The organism is Helicobacter cappadocius (assembly GCF_030688855.1).
In the GTDB taxonomy this organism is placed as follows: Bacteria; Campylobacterota; Campylobacteria; order Campylobacterales; family Helicobacteraceae; genus Helicobacter_J; species Helicobacter_J cappadocius.
In genome coordinates this window covers 32,198-50,483 of the sequence record NZ_JAUYZK010000007.1, presented here as the reverse complement: position 1 = coordinate 50,483, position 18,286 = coordinate 32,198, and the positions used below count along the sequence as shown (strand labels likewise).

At 34.3% G+C, this 18,286-nt stretch carries 14 protein-coding genes; 7 read left to right on the top strand and 7 right to left on the bottom strand.

Annotation, left to right across the window (positions count from 1 at the left end):
• Positions 1-68 precede the first annotated feature (68 nt).
• The 3 genes from Q5I06_RS05610 to Q5I06_RS05600 all read left to right on the top strand — a co-directional run bounded on the left by Q5I06_RS05610 (position 69) and on the right by Q5I06_RS05600 (position 2,762).
• The gene (locus Q5I06_RS05610) at positions 69-1,397 is read left to right on the top strand and encodes a cation:dicarboxylate symporter family transporter (RefSeq protein ID WP_305517170.1); all 1,329 of its coding nucleotides are present in this window, start codon (positions 69-71) and stop codon (positions 1,395-1,397) included.
• 124 nt (positions 1,398-1,521) lie between these two features.
• The gene (gene hemE, locus Q5I06_RS05605) at positions 1,522-2,544 is read left to right on the top strand and encodes a uroporphyrinogen decarboxylase (protein ID WP_305517171.1); all 1,023 of its coding nucleotides are present in this window, start codon (positions 1,522-1,524) and stop codon (positions 2,542-2,544) included.
• A gap of 74 nt (positions 2,545-2,618) precedes the next feature.
• Positions 2,619-2,762 carry a hypothetical protein gene (locus tag Q5I06_RS05600; protein WP_305517172.1) on the top strand — a complete coding sequence of 48 codons (144 nt, stop codon included), beginning with the start codon at positions 2,619-2,621 and terminating at the stop codon, positions 2,760-2,762.
• A 20-nt stretch (positions 2,763-2,782) separates the two neighbouring features.
• On the opposite strand, the gene Q5I06_RS05595 is transcribed toward Q5I06_RS05600, so the two are convergent.
• The 3 genes from Q5I06_RS05595 to Q5I06_RS05585 all read right to left on the bottom strand — a co-directional run bounded on the left by Q5I06_RS05595 (position 2,783) and on the right by Q5I06_RS05585 (position 10,982).
• The gene (locus Q5I06_RS05595; protein ID WP_305517173.1) at positions 2,783-4,474 is read right to left on the bottom strand and encodes a ShlB/FhaC/HecB family hemolysin secretion/activation protein; all 1,692 of its coding nucleotides are present in this window, start codon (positions 4,472-4,474) and stop codon (positions 2,783-2,785) included.
• Between the two features lie 50 nt (positions 4,475-4,524).
• Positions 4,525-5,172 carry an outer membrane beta-barrel protein gene (locus Q5I06_RS05590; RefSeq protein ID WP_305517174.1) on the bottom strand — a complete coding sequence of 216 codons (648 nt, stop codon included), beginning with the start codon at positions 5,170-5,172 and terminating at the stop codon, positions 4,525-4,527.
• 89 nt (positions 5,173-5,261) lie between these two features.
• Positions 5,262-10,982 carry a hemagglutinin repeat-containing protein gene (locus tag Q5I06_RS05585; RefSeq protein WP_305517175.1) on the bottom strand — a complete coding sequence of 1,907 codons (5,721 nt, stop codon included), beginning with the start codon at positions 10,980-10,982 and terminating at the stop codon, positions 5,262-5,264.
• A gap of 160 nt (positions 10,983-11,142) precedes the next feature.
• Here Q5I06_RS05585 and Q5I06_RS05580 point away from each other — a divergent pair, with 160 nt between their 5' ends.
• The 3 genes from Q5I06_RS05580 to Q5I06_RS05570 are packed head-to-tail and all read left to right on the top strand — an operon-like array spanning position 11,143 to position 12,401.
• Positions 11,143-11,787 (top strand): outer membrane beta-barrel protein, encoded by a 645-nt coding sequence (locus tag Q5I06_RS05580; protein WP_305517176.1) that lies wholly within the window; start codon positions 11,143-11,145, stop codon positions 11,785-11,787.
• A gap of 25 nt (positions 11,788-11,812) precedes the next feature.
• Complete coding sequence (locus Q5I06_RS05575; protein ID WP_305517177.1) at positions 11,813-12,217, top strand: outer membrane beta-barrel protein; 405 nt, start codon at positions 11,813-11,815, stop codon at positions 12,215-12,217.
• Positions 12,192-12,401, top strand: coding sequence for a hypothetical protein (locus Q5I06_RS05570; RefSeq protein WP_305517178.1), 210 nt, complete (start codon positions 12,192-12,194; stop codon positions 12,399-12,401). Before Q5I06_RS05575 ends, Q5I06_RS05570 begins: the two co-directional genes overlap by 26 nt.
• Positions 12,402-12,526: 125 nt before the next feature.
• Here Q5I06_RS05570 and Q5I06_RS05565 read toward each other — a convergent pair whose 3' ends face one another.
• Together Q5I06_RS05565 and metE are read right to left on the bottom strand one after the other, a co-directional pair.
• Positions 12,527-13,423, bottom strand: coding sequence for a methylenetetrahydrofolate reductase (locus Q5I06_RS05565; RefSeq protein WP_305517179.1), 897 nt, complete (start codon positions 13,421-13,423; stop codon positions 12,527-12,529).
• 9 nt (positions 13,424-13,432) lie between these two features.
• Positions 13,433-15,679 (bottom strand): 5-methyltetrahydropteroyltriglutamate--homocysteine S-methyltransferase, encoded by a 2,247-nt coding sequence (gene metE, locus Q5I06_RS05560; protein ID WP_305517180.1) that lies wholly within the window; start codon positions 15,677-15,679, stop codon positions 13,433-13,435.
• A 270-nt stretch (positions 15,680-15,949) separates the two neighbouring features.
• Here metE and Q5I06_RS05555 point away from each other — a divergent pair, with 270 nt between their 5' ends.
• On the top strand, positions 15,950-16,966 hold the full coding sequence (locus Q5I06_RS05555; protein WP_305517181.1) for an A/G-specific adenine glycosylase: 1,017 nt from the start codon (positions 15,950-15,952) through the stop codon (positions 16,964-16,966).
• Between the two features lie 5 nt (positions 16,967-16,971).
• On the opposite strand, the gene Q5I06_RS05550 is transcribed toward Q5I06_RS05555, so the two are convergent.
• Together Q5I06_RS05550 and Q5I06_RS05545 are read right to left on the bottom strand one after the other, a co-directional pair.
• Positions 16,972-17,931, bottom strand: a complete 960-nt coding sequence (locus Q5I06_RS05550; protein ID WP_305517182.1) for a hypothetical protein — start codon at positions 17,929-17,931, stop codon at positions 16,972-16,974.
• 25 nt (positions 17,932-17,956) lie between these two features.
• On the bottom strand, positions 17,957-18,262 hold the full coding sequence (locus Q5I06_RS05545) for a hypothetical protein (RefSeq protein ID WP_305517183.1): 306 nt from the start codon (positions 18,260-18,262) through the stop codon (positions 17,957-17,959).
• Positions 18,263-18,286 lie beyond the last annotated feature (24 nt).

Sequence of the window (18,286 nt, the reverse complement as noted above, 5' to 3'; positions counted from 1 at the left end):
TTTTTATATGTTAAATTCATACAATATACTATAGGATTAATCTAGCTGTACAAAAAAGAGGAGATGATATGCTAAAGGAAGAAGGCGTAAAAAAACCCTTGATTATTAGGCTTGGAACAAGTCTTGTATTTTGGGTATTAGTGGGTATTATTGCGGGGATTGTTGTGGGGGTGATGGATCCACAGTGGGGGATTTCCACTAAAAGCTGGACGATTGATCCATTTCTAAAAGCACTTAAATGGCTCATAGGACCTATTATTTTTCTTACTCTTATTTGCGGAATTGTGGGGCTAGAGAGTCTAAAATCGCTAGGAAGCTTGGGTATTAAGGCGGTTATTTATTTTGAAGTAGTGAGTACTCTAGCTTTGGTAGTTGGGGTAGGTTTTGGTGAGCTTTTTAGGCCTGGTCACGGAATGGGACTAGATGTAAACGCACTAGATGCTACTTCTGTGGCACAATACACCTCTGGTGGAAAAACTGAGCATATTGGTTCTTTGAAGTCAATTTTAATGGGTGCGATTCCTTCTGATCCCATCACTCCATTTTTAACTGGAAACACTCTTCAAGTTTTGTTTATGGCGATTGTTATTTCTATTGTGATTTTATTTTTGAGTCAAAAGACAAAAGAAAAAATCATCAAGCCATTAGAAAAAGCACAGAATTTCTTTTTCAAGCTTTTGACTATTTTGATTTACTATAGCCCTGTAGCGACATTTGGAGCGATGGCATTTTTAATAGGTAAATTTGGAGCAGAAACGCTTTATAATATGGTGTATTTGTTGTTTGTCATGCTGTTTTGTTGCTTGGTCTTTATATTTGTTGTTTTGGGTATTATCTGTGCGATGGCTAAGGTTAATATTTTCAAATATATGCGTTTTATCGCACGAGAAGTGTTGGTTGTGTTTGCTACAAGTTCTTCGGAAACAGCTCTTGCTCCCTTGATGAGAAAACTCGAAAAAGCTGGAATTAACAAAGGAGCTGTGGGGCTTGTAGTTCCAGCGGGGTATTCTTTTAATCTTGATTGCACCAACATATACCTCGCACTCAGCGTTATTTTTCTCTCCCAAGCTTTTGGTATACCCTTGAGTTTGGAACAAACTATTAGTATGCTCATTATTTTAATGGTAACTTCTAAAGGTGCAGTAGGAGTTTCAGGTTCTGGATTTATTGTTTTGGCCGGGACACTTCAAGCAATGGGAACAGGACCAGGAACGATTCCTGCAGTAACTGTTGCAGCACTACTTGGTGTGGATAAGTTTATGAGCGATATGCGTGCTGTGGGAAATTTGTGTGGAAACTCTGTGGCTTGTATGGTGGTATCGATTTGGGACAAAAAGGTTGATATGCAAAAATTTCGCTACGCACTTGATCATCCTGATGAATTTAAGGTTATTTGATTAATACAGAATAATTTGTTGAGTTTTGTGCCTGAAATTTTGAATGTGAATGTATAATTCAAAATAGACATTGCATATGCTTGTGCAATCTTCAAAAAATCTTGCCAACTCATAAAGGATACAAATGATTTTTATTGATGCTTGTAAAAGAAAACAAACCCCCTACACTCCCATATGGATGATGAGACAAGCTGGACGATATTTGGAAGAATACAAGGAAGTGCGCAAAGAAGCTGGGAGCTTCCTAGAGCTTTGCCACAATTCTACTTTGGCAGCAAAAGTAACTCTTCAACCTATAGATATTTTAGATGTTGATGCAGCGATCATTTTTAGTGATATTTTGGTCGTTCCTCTTGAAATGGGAATGCCACTAGAGTTTTTAGCTGGAGAGGGACCAAAATTTTCTTCCCGTATTTCCAATGAGGTAGATATAAAAAATCTGCAAATAGGCATCTATAAGAATCTCACCTATGTTTATGATACGCTCTCTAAGGTAAGACATGAGCTTTCAAGTCAAAAGGCATTGATAGGTTTTTGCGGTTCTGCTTGGACTTTGGCTACTTATATGATAGAAGGAGAGGGGAGTAAAACTTATACTCGTAGCAAAAAAATGCTCTATAAAGAACCAAAGCTTTTACATATGCTTTTACAAAAAATCACCGATGAGCTAAAGGGCTATTTAGAAATGCAAATCAAGGCAGGAGCAGATGCAGTAATGGTTTTTGACTCTTGGGCAGGGGCGTTAGAAAAAGAGGCTTATTTTGAGTTTAGCTGGAAATATATGAAAGAGATCGCTTCACATTTGAAGAAAAAATTTCCAGAAGTACCTGTGATTTTATTTCCCAAGGGGATAGTTGGATATTTAGATTGTATTGATGGAGATTTTGATGTATTTGGTGTGGATTGGGGCAGTCCTATGCAGATGGCAAAACATTATTTAGGCGAGAGATATGTATTGCAAGGGAATCTTGAACCTTCCCGTTTGTATGATAGAGAGAGTATGGAAAAAGGAGTAGATGAGATTATTGCAGTAATGGGGAAAAAAGAGGGACACATTTTCAATTTAGGGCATGGCATGTTGCCAGATCTTCCTAGAGAAAATGCGATAGCTTTGGTTCAAATGGTGAGAGAAAAAACTAAAAGATAATAATTATTATTTAATAAATATTAGTAATTTATATTTATAATCCTAGATATAAAATGTATATCAAAGGATTAAAGATGAAAACATTGATTTTGGCTTCAACTATAGGAATCGCTTTAATGAGTGGATGTGCTGGAATAAATTCAAATTACGAGGCTTTTGGTGTAGCCAAACAGCCCCAGCATTTATCAGGATCTACTCTTTGGCTACCTAGACAATAGATTTATTGGGTATAAATTTTTTACCAATTCACTCCCGCAAAAAAAAATAGACTCTGTGTGGGGGCTTTATAAGGATTGTAAAATGGTAGATAACCCCAGAGTTGTGCATTGAAATATTTGGAGAGAAGTTGAATACCAACTCCTCCTCCTGATAAGAATCCGCTACTTTGATTATCTCCTACAATATCTCTAACATACCCCATATCTATACCCAAACTTGGAGCTAGGGTGATTCTCCAAAAATTAGGTAGATACATCATTAGATCATTACGATAAAGCACCCCCATTTGACCGCTTAGGCTGAAGTGATTGAACCCTCTGACGCTATAGCGTCCACCGATAGTCATTTTTTCACTTGCATAGAGCTGATCTCTTGAAATTTGAGTTTTGATAGTGGAATTATAAACAAATAGGCTTTTCCATAAACTAAAAGGGTGATAGATATATAGATTTACGCTAGGAATTGTATATACATAAGAACTTTTATTATAGTTTTGATTAGAAGTAAATATCGGTACTCCTTGTATCAAACTCAAAATAAGATTAAATTGAGAATTTCCTACATATCTTTTATAGCTGACAAAAGCTGAAATTTCTGCTAATTTTTTTGTTTGCACATCTAGTTTGATATTTTCTAAATAGTTGTCTGAAAATCTGCTAGAAACTCCAATTCCAAATGAAAGCTGATTTTTTGCATTCACATGGGCTAGATAGGTTGCCTTAAAATCTCCGTTTATGGATTTACCACTATATACAGGGGAAATTCCATAGAATATGAGTTGATTTGCATTGTGTGCATAAGAAGAGTCAAATTGAAATAGAAATCTCCTGATGGGGATAGAATAGCTCAAAGAAGCATAATAGCTGTGATCGATTTTTGAAATAGGCATGGAACCTAGCAAATAAACTTGTAAACTATCGGCTAAATGAAGAGGATTTTCTATTCCTAGAAGAAATGTCCCTTCATAGCCTTCTTTCAGACTTCCTCCGTTATCAAAAGAAGCTTGAATGAAAATAGGCAGAGATTTTACATTTGTTGCGATAAAGATTTTGCTTTCAGAGTTTTTGCTCATAGGGATGATTTTGCTCGTAGGGGACAAGTATCGTAATCGTTTCAGATTAGTGATACCTAGCTCTATAACTTGCAAATCCAATACATCGCCTTTTTTGACCCCAAAGTCTTTGCTGAAGAAAAACATCTGCCCTTCGTTGATGTATTGTATATCACCGACAAAACCAACTTCAATTCCTATTTTTAATGTACCAGAGTTCAAATCTTGAGGTAAAAGACCAAATTTTGTGGTGATATAGCCTTTTTGTATTGCTTTAACATTCAGCTTATTTAGAAATGTATTGATTTCTTCTGCCCCTATACAGGTGTTGAGGTATGGTTTGGTTATTTTGCGAGTGAAGGAGAATTTTTTGAGGATTTTCTGAGGTTCTTTATCTTCCATATCTAAGGGAATAAAATCAATATTTTTGATAAGAAAACACGGAGGTTTTTTTGTATTAGAGGTATCTGAAATTATGGAAGAAAAATCCAAATCAAAAGGAATGCCCTTTGATAATAATATGAGATTTTTCTTATGATGGCGGAAGAATGTATCTGAAAATATAGAATATAGAGATGAAAAATTCTCAGCCCTATGGATGAAGTCCTGACCACAAAGAGATGATAAGAATACCAGGATTATCAACAATAGTTTTTTCATATATATAACTCTCATAAATCAGATAAATAAAACTTCAGTATTACCAAATTCTAGAATACAAATTTATAGCCAAACATAAATTTTATCGATTTGTAGCGTTTGTCCGCATAATCTGTACTAGAGTTATCAAGCTCATAAATAGGTATTTTTGTAACAAACTCTACTCTATGATGATTTGCCAATAATAACGATACCCCTACACGACCAAAAACTGAAGGGGAAATTGATGGAAAAGTAGGGTATTTGTCACATTGCCTATCATAGTAATAAGCATCAGATATTGTTCCATTTACCCCTCCCTCAACTCCACCAAACAATCCTATACTATTATTTCCAAACTTAATCACATCTAGCAAAAGATCCAATCCCAGATTAGCCTCTATGACATTCGAAGGATATTGAATGAGATTATTACTTTGATTGATAAGTGTAGTTCTTCCATATCCTCCTGCTAGAAACCATCTGAAACCTACATAGTTATTCTTATCAAAATGATGTTCTGTGCCTAGATTGATATTAAAGAGATAGCCATTACCTAGATAAGCATTTTTTGTGAAAGATCCAGGTGTTATAATACTTCCACCATAACCTTTGATATCCTCTGTCTTCACATCTATCTTATCCATACTATAACCACCATCTATTCCTAAGAAAAACCTAGCATCAGCTAAGCTAGTGAGTGAAGATAAAACAAGCAAGATTGCTAATAGATTCTTTTTTATAAATACTCCTTTGATTGAAATCGACTGAATTTATAATCTTTTAACTTCCATATAAACTTCATTCCCTACTCCCACAATACTTTATCTACAAATCCACCTAATGCATCTTTGCTTTCTTTTTTAGTATTTTCCCAAGCATTTTTGAATATATTTTTAGGAGCTTGATGTTCTTTATTTTCAATAAGATGTTTTCCTGCAGTTGCAATATTACTCACTCCAATATTGATGAGTGAATCATTTAATGGCTTGGTGAATGTATAGACATCTTTCATATTTTGTTTGAAGCTTTGGTTGAATGTTTTATTGGCTATGTCTTGAGTTTTGATAGATATATTAACAAAAGCATCAAACACTGATGGTTCTTTTTTGTCTTCATTTTGAAGGAGAGAGACTTCTTTTAGGGTTTGATTATCGGGGGATATTCTATGAATATTGGATGTTTCATCTTTTTTATGTTTTGCTTTTTCTTCTAAATCAATGTTATTAGAGATACTTGCTAGGGTTTTAGAAGTATGGTTTTGTTTTTGATAACCCTTCACTCCTTTAAAGGATTTTATATTTGAAGAGTTGGTTATATTAGAAAAAGAGAGTGTGCGGGTGCTAAGAGTAAAAGAAAGAGTCTTATCTTTTTGATTATTTTCTGTATTGATATAAGCTCCTTTTAAATCTGTGTTATTTGCTATATTGATTTGTAGTGAATTCTTCGCATTGATGCCACTTTGATTTTTGACATTTTTTGTATCAGAGTTCATAGGAGAATTTCCAAAAGAAGGCTTAGTGTTTTTAAGAGAGCTTGTATTGATAGAAGCTCCTAAATGTGTGTTGTTTTGTGAGGCTGTGTGGGTATCTTGGAGGCTTTGTATATTCATATCTCCTTTGATATTTGCTTGTAAATTAACTGTATTGATGTTGCCTCCTTTAATATTGAGGTTTTTTTCAGTAGTGAGCTTGAGATTGTTTATATTAAGTGCAGCATTATTATAAGTGGTGGTTTCTTTAGAACCAGAGGCACTAGAAATATTTATCCCCAAATCCAAAGAAGCGAGATTGAATCCTCCTCCCATTGAAGCAGAAAAGCTATTATCTTTGGAAGTAGAAGTAAAAGAATCTTTTGAAGCTAAAACATTTAAAGATTCACTTTGGATAGAAGCTTGTGTTGCATTGATATTAGAACCTTTTATGAGAGTGTTTTTTGATGAGTTGATAGATAGGTTTTTAGAAGAGAGATTAGAAGCTGTGTGGGTGATTTTACAAGAAGAATCTTTGCTTTGTGTGTGATTATAGGAAATATCTGCTTTTGCCTTTGTGTTTTTGCCTACATCTATAGAGAGGCTTGTATTAAAATCATCAGAACTTGTGCTGATAGATTTAGAGCTTTGATTATTAGCAGCAATAATATTTACATCTTTTCCAGTAAGATTGATGTCATCTTTGGTATTGAGGTTTGAACCGATGATATCAGCCTTGTTTTTAGCATTGATAAGTATGTTATTTCCTGATAGATTTGAGCTTGAAGCTTGGGTATTTGAAGAAGAAGTATTGCTTGAGTTGCTTTTATGGCCAAAGCCTACTCCAATTTCAAGATGATCAATCTCTGAGAGGTAGGGGGATTTAATTTTATCAGATCGTTTTTCTAGCCATTTTCCTGGATTTCTAAGCAGACCTGGATGATTGATTGAATTTTTATTCTCAGAATTGCTAGGATCTAGCTTATCTGCTAGTGTTTGCAATCCTTTTCCTAGTGAGTTCATAGTTGATTTAGCAGAAGCATTGGCTACTTCATTTACATAAGATTTGGGGATAGAGATACCAAAGCTATTAGAAGTGGTTTTTGTTTCTTTGCTAAAGGAGTGCTTATCTTCTAAAGAAGAGATAGAGATATTATGAAGGCTATCAAGTGAAATATCTCCATCTCTAGCAATAAGATTGCTAGATTCTATAGAGATGTCTTTGCCTGAAGAAATAGAGATAGAAGAAGCTTGTATATTTTCTTTTTTATGGATACTAGCTTGAGAATTTTGATGGGTATGAGTGGTTTGTTTGCCAAAGGAAGCAGAATAGCTATCTCCTTCAGAAGAGATTTTAAATCCTGAGGTTTCTTGATGGGTTTGTATGTCAGTAGAAGAGTTGTCAGCTAGATTGCTTAAAGTGATGTTGTCTTTGGCATTCATAGAGACTTTATCATCTGCTTTGATAGAAAGGTTGTAAGCATCTATAGAAGAGTTAGAGTTGATATGAATATTTTTAGCCATCAGTTGATTGTTTAGATGGGTATCAGAAGTGTGAGTGGTAGTGGTGGCTGTGGTGATGGAAGTGAAATCTCCTTTGCTCATATCACCTTGTGAATAATCTTTGATGATGGTTTTGTCCATAGAGTGATTCAAGGCTGTATTAAAAGAGATATTGCCTTTTGCATTTAGAGTAATATCATTTTTAGCTTGTAAGTTTGCAGAAGTGAGGTTTGCATCTCCTGTGGTGTTGATAGAAATATTTTTTGCTTGTAAAGAAGAGGTTAGAGAGGTTGTATTGCTATGAGATTGGGTCTTATCGCTGTAGCTAGAAGAGAGTTTGACTGCGGAAATATCTAAATTTTTCGCATCGATAAAGAGGTTATTTTTTGTCGCAATATCACTGCCTTTGATTGCTATTTTTTCTCCTTTGATATAGAGATTGTCTGATTGGATAGAAGAAAGAGCGTCCAAAGAGGTGTTAGAAGAAGAGTAGATGGGCTTAGAGTTTTTAAATCCAGATAGAGCAAAAACTTTAGAAATAGGTTTGTGATAAGAAAATTCTATACTATTAGTTCCTGAGGTGATTTCTGTAGAATCAGAATTCAAATAAGCATTTTTAGCTTTGATGGTGGAACTGATGCTTTTAAAAGATTCTCCAGAGATGAGAAAATTCCCTGCTGTGCTATCTACATTAGCTAGAGAGTTGTCTGGAGTGTTAGTTTCACTTTTGCTAGGGTTATTAGCGACAATAGTTCCGTTTTGATTGAGGAGGAATTTAGAGTTGATAGAGACTTTATTTCCTTTGATGTTAGAAGAGTTTTTGGTGTGAGTAGAAATCAAAGAAATGTCTTTGCCATAGATTCCTGATGTGATAGCACCAGCTAAAGAAGTTTTAGAGTTGGATTTGGAATTGGAAGAGTTGGAATCATCTTTGGATTTGGAAGTGTTAGATAAATCAGATGAGCTAGAGTTAGTTTTAGATGATTTGGAGTTGGAAGTCTTATTTAAACTAGAGTCTTTAGAATCATTGGAGTTAGAATCTAAGTAAGCTAGAGTGTTAGAATTATTTTGATCTGAAATGATAGAATCATCTGTGTATAGGTTTTCATTGTTTTTGTTGTTATAAGAAGTATGATTGAAATCATCTTTGTTATTCAATGCTAAAGCATTGTTTGAATTATTTAAATTGCTTAGCTTATTGAAGTTATTTAGATTGCTTGAATTGCTAAAAATGTTTGAATTAGTTAGATTGTTTGGATTATTAAAACTATTTAGATTAGCTAAATCATTTCTATTCAATGAGAATTGATATTTGATAGAATCTTGTGTATTCTTGTTGATAGAATCTATCATTCCTCTTATATCTGCTAGAGGATGAGAAGGAATAAAACTATCATAGAGATAGGATTGAAAGGTTCTAGTAGAGATGAAAGTATCTTTAGTAATGTAGAGAGGATTTGTTTCTATTACATAAGAGATAGGATTTAATGAGAGGGTTTGCTTGTTTATGGTTTCAGAGTTAGAGAGGATAGAGTGGGTATCAATGCTAGGGAGATCTAAGGAGATAGAGGAGATACTAGCAGAGGGTGTGTAATCATAAGTGTCGGTATGACTATGACAATTCCAATCGTGTTTTCCAAACCCAAACATTCTGCCTCCACAATATCCTCCGTGTCTATCATAATGTCTCTCTACCCCTACCTTCTTTATCACTCTCTTAGGAATAGGTTGTGTATTGACAATATTAGTTACTTCTAAGCTAAGCTTATCTTCTGCAGAAAGGATAGCTGTATCATTAGTGAGATTCTCTGCTTTGATATGAATGTTTTTAGCAGTGATGATAGCAGGATCATAAGTGTTTGCTTTGAGCCTATCTTCTGTGATGGTTTTATCATAATCATAAGTGGTGTGATTGGTATCAGATCCACAATCTCTAGTTCCTTTGCTTTCATCTGCACACCAACTATTATGATGTTCTCTTTTGATGATCACCTTCTCTAACTTTAAACTCCCTAGATTATTCACACTCTCTGCTTTGATATCTAAATCTCCATTGCTAGAGATAATAGAGTGATTCTCTAGTTCTTTTGCAGTGATAGAGAGGTCTTTAGATGCTAGTATTGAAGGAGGAATAAAAGTATCTGTTGGAGTATCTAAGATGGTGTGGTTTGAGTTGATATTGAATATGTTTGCTGTATTGGTATTAGTATCATTTATATTAGAGTGATTGTTATCATTGAGGCTATTTGAATTTCTCATATTCAAATCATCATTATTAGAACTGATTGAATTATTGTTACTAACATTTGAATTCTTATTACTTATATCATTACTAGCTTGTAATTCTTTGATTCTCTCTTGTTCTTGTTTGTAAGCTTCATAAGCTTCTTTAGCTTTAGCTATCTCTACTTTACCATTGACATTGATAACAAATCCCCCATCTCCTTCTTGCTCTGATGCAATAGTAGCGATTCTTCCACTATTCTTCACTCCTATTCCTTCAGTAGTCGCTACTAGATAAATAGAGCGAGAGAGGATAGAACCTAGATAAGCAACATCTAAAGCCAAAGCTGTTTTGGTTTTAGATGTTGCTTTATCTTCTTTTGTATGGTTTGGATCATTAATTGAATTTAAATGATTATCTGAATCATTAGAATCATTTATATTTGATTGATTGTTTGAATCATTATCATTAATATTATATGAATCTATAGGAATCTCTACAGGTTCATATAGAAGAATGGAAGCATTCTTAGATATATCTATCCCTACTTTGTTATTTCCTAAGATGATATTGAGTTTGTTTGTTAGTAAGTTTTTATTAACAGAGAGTGATTGAGCTATGATATTTAAAGTAGGAATATTAGAAGCATTTAATGCTTCTATGTTGATATGTCCTCTTTGCACCATCATATTGAGATGTTTGCTTAAATCCCTTAGATCATTTAAACGATTGAGTTCTTCTAAAGAAATACTTCCTGTAGTGAGTGTAGCAGAAGAGCTATTGATAAATCCACATCCATTACAAGAAATTCCATTAGGATTAGCAATAATGAGATCTGCACTCTTACCTGCTATTTCCATATAGCCTAGTAGTTCTGAAATATGATTGCCTGTGATTTGATTGAGTATCAAAGAAGCTTCTTTGTCTTTAAGATGGCTATTACCATTGATAAGTCCTGCTAATTCTGTAGAAGTTATCAAATCTTTTGAATTATTAAATATTAATCCACTTTTAGAAACATTGAATTCTTTGAAATAATTATTAGAGATTCCAGCATCATTAGGAGTAGAGATATTGACAATATCAATGTTATTTCTAGCTTTATCTAAGCTAGGATTGTTAGGGGTAATGGAGGTGTCTATGATGATAGGAGGAGTGATATTCTTTGCTGTATTAGCATTAGGAGTGTTAGGAGGAGTTTGAATATTAGATGGATTATTAGTTATGTTTGGAGTAGGGATGTTTTCAATGGCTAAAAGTGTTTGAGAAGACAAAAGTGAGAATGTTATTAAAATAGATATGGATTGTTTAATGAAATGTGAGAAAAACATAACTAAGCCTCCAAAATAGTTTATATTCAAAATCAACTTTGTCAATTATAGATAAATAATTATTAAATTATTATTAAAAATAATGACTAAATATTTTTCTCTCAATTCCGATATAATTCCAAGTGATTTAAAATTTAAAATCCCAATTAGGAGTTATCAAATGAAAAAGAATCTATTATTAACACTCTTGCTTACTCTATCAATGCTCACTAGCTTAGCTAATGCTAGGTTCTTCTTAGGAATTGATGGGGGATATTCTATGGATAAAGTAGATGTGAAGACAGAAGATAAAACTACATATACAGGAACAAACACAATAGTAACACCTGGATCTTTTACAAAAAATGCCTACTTAGGTAATGGCTATCTCTTTGATATCAATCTAGGAACTGAGCATCATTTTGATAAGAATAACTATGTAGGTTTCAGATGGTTTCTAGCAGGAGGATATGGAAGAACCACTCTTATCAATCAAAGCAACAATCTTATAAAATACCCTTCTTCTATCATAGAAGCTAATCTAGGATTGGATTTGTTATTAGATGTGATCAAGTTTGGTAATAATAGTGTGGGGTTATTTGGTGGGATTGAGGCTACAGGGTTGAATGTTTTTAGTATGCAAAAAGATACTGTTATTTTTGATACGCCCGAAATTCAAGCTAGAGCTCGTATAGGTCTCTCATTATTCCTAGCAGATCATCATAGAATAGAGTTTATTACAAAAATACCTGTATATACTCTGAATGGAGATGAAAATATCTACAAGCCCCTCCAATTTATGCTTGGCTATAAGTATGTGTTCTAAGTTTGATAATTAGGAAGTATTTCAAATGAAAAAGAATCTATTAGCAATCTTGCTTGTTTTATCTTCACTCACTAGCTTAGCTAATGCTAGGTTCTTCTTAGGAATTGATGGGGGATATTCTATGGATAAAGTAGATGTGAAGACAGAAGATAAAACTACATATACAGGAACAAACACAATAGTAACACCTGGATCTTTTACAAAAAATGCCTACTTAGGTAATGGCTATCTCTTTGATATCAATCTAGGGACAGAACATCATTTTGATAAGAATAACTATGTAGGTTTCAGATGGTTTCTAGCAGGAGGATATGGAAGAACTACACTTGTCAATCAAAGTAATAATCTCATAAAATACCCTTCTAGTATCATAGGAGCTAATCTAGGATTGGATTTATTGCTAGATGCCATCAAAGTTCGGAAACAATAGTTTAGGGTTCTTTGGTGGAGTTGAAGGAGGGGTGAATATCATTTATTCAGATGATGAGCTTTTAAATAAAAATGGATCAACATTTGCTATTTTGTCAGCCGCTTCAGCTCAAATCGGGATTTCTTTGTTTTTATCTCAACATCATAGAATGGAAGTTATATCTAAAATACCATTTTTATTGTAAATCTAGGTGCTAATGGCAGTAGTGATTTACCTCATATCTATCACCCTCTCCCATTTATGTTCGGTTATAAGTTCATATTTTAGAATTTGGGAATAGCACTATGGCATTAATCAAATTTTGATTTTTTAAGACAGTATTTTTTTTGCTAGGTCGATTTTGTTAGAATTCATAAAATGGATTTTATGGTGAGTGTCATAGAGTTTTTTGAAGAGTTCTTTGCTCAGTTCAAAGCCTACTTTTTCTTCCTCTTCTTCTCCTTTTTGATGAGCCTTTTCTAGCTTTTCTAGCCATATTTGAGGCACAAAAACACCGGGTAATTTTGAGTAGAGAAACTGTGCAGTCTTATATTTGAGGATAGGGAAGTATCCAAAGACAAGCTTTGCGTTTGTTTGAAGCTCTCTGTTTATTTCTTCACAGAATTCTAAGAGATATTTTGCATTTTCTATGTCATATACTGGCTGGGTAAATAGAGCCAGGATACCTGATTTTATCTTGCGGCGCATTTTATTTTTTAGGCTTAGGAGGTTGTTTGAGTGCGAGTTGATAACACCAAAAGGGTAGATTGGTTTTATATTTCCTTTGATAGGATTTTGGTTCAAGTCTTTGTTTTGGTTGAAGTTTTTGATGATTTCTACCAATAATGAACTGTTGCCCTCAAAAACGCCTTTTGATTCAGGCTGATCTCCAAGCTTGATAGGGTCGCCTGTGAGGGTGAGGAACATTCTTACATCAAATTCATTCGCACCTAAAATATCCCCTTGCAGTGCTATAGAATTCCTATCTCTCATATTTAAGGTAGCAATGACAGGTTTTTTTAGAGTATTTTGGAGTTTGATAGCACTAAGTATGGGAGAGTGTCTAAATCTCGCTAGTGGGGCGTCCGTGCATATAATTGCATCAAATCCATCCCAATTTCCTAGCTTCTCTAGCAGTTCCTCTCCTATCTGTGATGCTTTTGGAGGATTGATTTCATAGCTAAGAAACTTTGTATTTAAGAGCTTATGAACACATTCCTCTATCATCTTTTTTCCTTAAGCATTTTCTCTGATGTGTTTTGTGGCTAACACGAGGTTTTTTAGAGATGGTTTGACTTCTTCCCATTTTCTAGTTTTTAGCCCACAATCAGGATTTATCCATAGCTGTTCTTTTGGCAATACTTCAAGTAGGAGTTTTATCTGATGAATAATTTCCTCTTGAGTAGGGATTCTTGGGCTGTGGATATCATATACACCCGGACCTACTTCATGAGAATACCCTACTTGAGCGAAAATTTTCAACAGTTCATTTCCACTTCTAGCAGTTTCGATACTGATGACATCTGCATCAAGATCCTCGATAGTTTTAATGATGTCGTTGAATTCGCTATAACACATATGGGTATGGATTTGTGTTTGCGGTTTTGCAATACTTGTTGAGATTTTGAAACACTCCAATGCCCATTTTTCATAGGTTTTGATATTTTCTTTTCGCAGAGGATAACCTTCTTTAAAAGCTGCTTCATCTACTTGAATGATCTTGATGTTGGCATTTTGCAGATCGTCGATTTCATCAGCGATTCCTAGTGCTATTTGCTTACATACTTCGCTCCTAGGAATGTCATCGCGAACAAACGACCAATTCAGGATTGTAACAGGACCTGTAAGCATTCCTTTGACTATCTTTTTTGTTAGACTTTGTGCATAAGTTGCCCATTTTATGGTCATTGGTGAAGGTCTGCTGACATCAGCATAGATGATAGGGGGTTTGACACACCGACTACCATAGCTTTGCACCCATCCATTTTCACTGAATACAAACCCTTTGAGTTGTTCGCCAAAATATTCAACCATATCATTTCGTTCAGGCTCTCCATGTACGAGTACATCAAGACCGATTTCTTCTTGGAATGCAACACATTCGTTGATATAGTGTTTTATTCCTTTTTCATATTCTTCGATGCTGATTTGTTCTTTTTTAAAATTTTGTCTTAATGCCCTAAGTTCTGGAGTTTGTGGAAATGAACCTATTGTGGTGGTGGGCAATAGAGGGTAGTTTAGCTCCTTGTGTTGAAGCTTGATTCTCTCTTTAAAGGCTACTTCTCGGTTTGTTTTGAGAGGTTTTTTGAGTTTTTCTTGAACATTGACATCGCCTATTTTAGAAGATTTTTTTCTGTCATCATTGATGGCTTTATTTTGTTTGTATTTTTCTTCATTAGATGGATTGATACCATTTTTAAAGAGTGATTCTAAGAGTTCAAGCTCTTGAATTTTTTCTTTTGCAAAACTTAGCCAAGATAGTGCTTGTGCATTCATTTTTGTTTCAGAATCTTTGCTAAAAGGAGTGTGCAAAAGCGAACAACTCGAACTTAAGATAATTTTATCTTTAGGAATTTTGCTTGAGATTTTTTGTAGCAGTTCGAGTTTAGCATCAATATCTGCTATCCAAATATTCCTACCATCAATCACCCCTGCATAGAGTGTTTTACCAGATTTGGCGATGGTTTCTAGGGAGGTTAGATTCTTATCCCCGTATAAAAAATCCAGCCCAATTCCATCTATATCGCTCTGAGAGAGTATTTCTGTGGCCTCTGTGCTGTGTTCAAAATAAGTGGTTACGATTGTTTTGAATCCTTTTTTTGCGATTTGGTTATAAACATCTTTGATTTTGCTGTAAAATCTTTTGTCTTCACCTCTGGCAAAAATAGGCTCTTCAAACTGTATAAGTATTGAGGAATCCAAACTTTTGAGATTATCAAGCAATTTGAAATAAGCATTTTTGACATTTTCAAATACATTTTCAAAGCTAGAATCATCGACAATCTTAGAAAGGCTTACGAAAGTAAAAAGACCTATGAGGTTTATTTTTGGTCGATAGCCTAAGGATTTAGCTTCTTTGTATTCGTTTTGTATTTTTGTGATGTTGATATTGTAGTTATCTTTCGCACTCAGTTCTGGGACGACATAGTGATAATTAGTATTAAACCATTTTGTCATCTCACAAGCTACGCTATCTTTTATGCCTCTAGCCATTCCAAAATAAAGTTCTAATCCCTCAAATTTTCTAAACCTCTGTGGAATCGCTCCAAGCATATAGGCTAAATCTAGCATATTATCATACAAGCTGAAGTCATTCACGCTCACATACTCGAAGTTTTTTTGATACGACCAGTGCTTAGAACGCAATTCTTTGGCACTCTGCTCAAGATCTTTTTCAGAAATTTTATTTGACCAAAAACTTTCCAAAGACTTTTTAAGTTCTCGGTGTTCGCCGATTCTTGGAAATCCAACAATGATACCCATTTTTTATCCTTAGCATTTAAATTTTATGTTTTAAATACTATCATACACATATTGTGTTTTAATAAATTTTCGATATTTTATGAAAATTCAATATGTGTTTGTAATAAAATCTAATCATTTTTTGTTGCAATGCTTCGCAAATAGTGGATAAGAGATATACTTTTACTAAAAGTAACATTAATAAAAAGTTAAATTTTTAATTCTAATTTGAATGATTCAAATAGACAAAATAGATATAATTTTGATATGTCAAAACATAAGATAGAGAATATGGAAGCAAAAACATTACAATCTGTGCATGATGAGATATTGAAGTGGTATAAAACAAATGGTCGCAAGGATTTGCCATGGAGAAATTTAAAAGGAGAAAATGCTCCTTATGGGGTATATGTGAGTGAGATTATGCTTCAGCAAACGCAGGTTGCTACCGTGCTAGGAAAATATTATGAGCCTTTTTTAAACGAGTTTCCGAGCTTAGAAGCATTGAAAGAGGCAAATGAAGAGAGGGTTTTATATTTATGGAGGGGGTTAGGGTATTATTTACGAGCTAGAAATATGCTCAAAACTGCAAGAATCTGTGGAAAATATCTTCCTTCTAATCCAAAAGAACTTATAAAATTACCCGGTATCGGAGAATATACTGCTGGTGCGATAGCTTGTTTTGGATTTGGCAAGTCGGTGAGTTTTGTAGATGGGAATATCAAACGGGTATTGAGCCGATTTTTTGCACTTAAATCCCCAAAAAATAATGAGTTGCAAGAAGCTGCTCAAAAGATACTCAATCAACAAAATAGCTTTGATCATAATCAGGCACTTTTAGATATTGGAGCATTGGTATGTTTGCCATTGTCCCCAAAATGTGTCATTTGCCCTTTGCAACTATGGTGCAAGGGATGGCAAGAACCATTGGTTTATACGCAAAAAAAGAAAATCACTTATGAGGTTTTGGATTTGAATCTAGGTTTGTGTGTGCTTGATGGGAAGATTGCATTAGCAAAAAGTGAAATTTCTCTATATAAGGGGCTTTATAATTTTCCTAGAGTAGTAGAAACTATTACAGATGAGGGAATTTTGAGTTTTCCTTTTGTGGGCGAATTTAGACATTCTTATACGCGTTATAGATTGAAAGTAAAAGTTTATTTGATTTCAGATATGCAATATCTACAAGAGAGGGTAGAATTTTTTGATTTTAGAGAGCTTGATAAGCTCCCTATGAGTTCTATGACTTTGAAAGTTTTTGATATGATAAGGGAAAAGAAGTTTTTAGACCTGCAGTTGCAGATCTAAAAAAACTATTTGAAATAAAGTCCGAAGTTTATACCCACTGTAGAAGTATTGTAATCAAGTGCATAGCTCATAAAATCAACAGAAATTTTATAGCCTAGGTGATCATTGATGTCCTTTTTGCCCCCTAGCGAAAACCCTACTCCAATACTAGAATAGTCCTGACCATTATAGAGCACCATTTCAGGTTTATTTCCATCAAGCCTATCTGCAGCTCTGAAAGCCACATTTCCACCTATGAATCCTAAGGAGTTTTCTTTTCCAAACTGCCATAAAAATCTAACCCCAGCTTCATCACCGTTTTTGAATTTGAAATCAGGTGCATCAGCTAGGCTAGATTTGTATTTTTGAGTCAAATTTAGCCTGTAGTAGAACTGACTAGTAAAAGAAGCAAATTTATCTGCATCAACTTTCTGTGTGATAAGATTGAGGAAGAATGTATGCCCTCCGAAGTAATTCATCTGGGAGTTAAAATCATAAAAAGCCATATTGCTGATAATATCAGAATTATCTCCTATGATAACACGAAAAGTCTCACCCTTGTATAAGGTAGCCATCAAACCGATATTGGCATTACCAAAATTTATGATATTGCTTTTGGAGCTGATGTCTTTGGAGCTATAAAAATCATTATCTACATTTGAATTTTGGTAGTATCCATTTGCATTAGCGTAGATTTCAAAATAATCTAATATCCCATATCTAGCATTGAGATTGATATCTACATCAATTTGCCCTGAATTTTGTTTTGAGTTTGACGCAAATGTGGGGTATGTGATGTATTGACCATCTATTTTTCCATACAAATAAGGGGTAGAAGGGTTATTTTTTCTATATACCCCGTTCAATGAAGCATCTACGCCAACTACAAAGTTATTACTATCTAGCACATCACCCTCTACTGGAGGTCTCGCAAAAGAGACACTGAGGGTAAGGGCTAGGAGTGAAAATATTGCTAATTTTTTCATGTTTATCTCCCAAATTATAGTTTAATTAAAATGCAAGACCTAGAGTGCAAACTGGTCCCAATAAAGCTGCACATCCTACAACGCCTCCAACTGTGGCTACTGGCACAAACCAACTCCAAAAACCAAAGCCTTGCGTATTCTTCATCTCTTCATTATCTAATACCATCGCATTAGCTTTACCACCAAAAAGCATCGCTTCATCAGAACTGCTTAGAGCAGTAGTACTACTTGCAGATACATTTGATGTATTGATAGCATTCATAGGATTCGCATTTGCAAGAGAAAATCCTAAGACAAAAACTGATACCAAAGTTACGATGATTTTTTTCATCTACTCTCCTTGTGATTAAGAATT